A 952-nucleotide genomic window follows, 5' to 3' on the forward strand; every position below is an offset into this window, starting at 1 on the left:
ACCCCGCGCCGGGCGCCCGTCAGCCGAGCGGGCGCAGGTGCAGGCCGTCAGCGTCGGCGGTGAGCGCGACGCGGTCGAGGCCGTCCACGACCAGGTCGGCGGGCAGCGCCTCGGCGTCGACCGTGCCGGTGACCGCGAGCACCGTGCAGCCGGCGGTCCGGGCGGCCGCGATCCCCGCGGCTGCGTCCTCCACCACGAGGCAGCGCGCGGGGTCCACTCCCAGGCGGGTCGCCGCGGTGCGGAACGGCTCGGGGTCGGGCTTGCCGCGGGTGACGTCGTCGGCGGTGACGAACACCCCCGGTGCCGCGAACCCGGCGGCCGCCAGTCGCGCGGCGGCGAGGGGTGCGGCTCCCGAGGTGACGATGGCGCGCCGGTGCGCGGGGACCGCGTCGTAGAGGGCCCGCGCTCCCGGCACGCTCGGCAGGTCGACCGCGTCGGAGAGCTCCAGGTCGAGGATGCGGTCGAGGCCCTCGGTGTGCTGCGCGGGGGCGAGCAGCCGCGACACGAGCACGTGAGCGGGCTGCCCGTGGTTCTCGTGCAGGGCCTCGGCGGAGACGCCGTAGTGGGCGGCGAAGCGGCGCCACGACCGGGTGACCGAGGCGGTGGAGTCGACGAGGGTGCCGTCGAGGTCGAACAGCACCGCGTCGAACGTCCGGCGGAAGACCACGGCGTCGGGGTCGAGCGACGGACGCGGCCCGACGACGACGCGCACGCGCGCGAGCTGCTGCGCGGTCGACAGGTCGGCGTCGATGCGGGTCACCGGGATCGCCGGGGGCGGCGGGGTCTCGTCGGCGCGGTGGAGGTCTCTCGGGGTCGCCCGTTCGGCACGTCGCGCGGCGAGCAGGTCGGGGTCGCCCGTGAGGTGGATCACGTGCGGGGTCGCCGGAGCCACCGCGGCGCGGAGCAGCTCCCACGCCGCTCCGCCCTGCAGCTCGCGCGTGAAGGGCGGAGC

1 protein-coding gene is annotated in these 952 nt (G+C 77.6%); it reads right to left on the reverse strand.

Annotation, left to right across the window (positions count from 1 at the left end; genetic code table 11):
* Nucleotides 1-19: 19 nt before the first annotated feature.
* On the reverse strand, nt 20-952 hold a 933-nt coding region (locus DW299_RS11255), incomplete at its 5' end, for an HAD-IA family hydrolase (RefSeq protein ID WP_205814378.1).

It is taken from the genome of Microbacterium sp. K35, assembly GCF_004794375.1.
GTDB lineage: Bacteria > Actinomycetota > Actinomycetes > Actinomycetales > Microbacteriaceae > Microbacterium > Microbacterium sufflavum.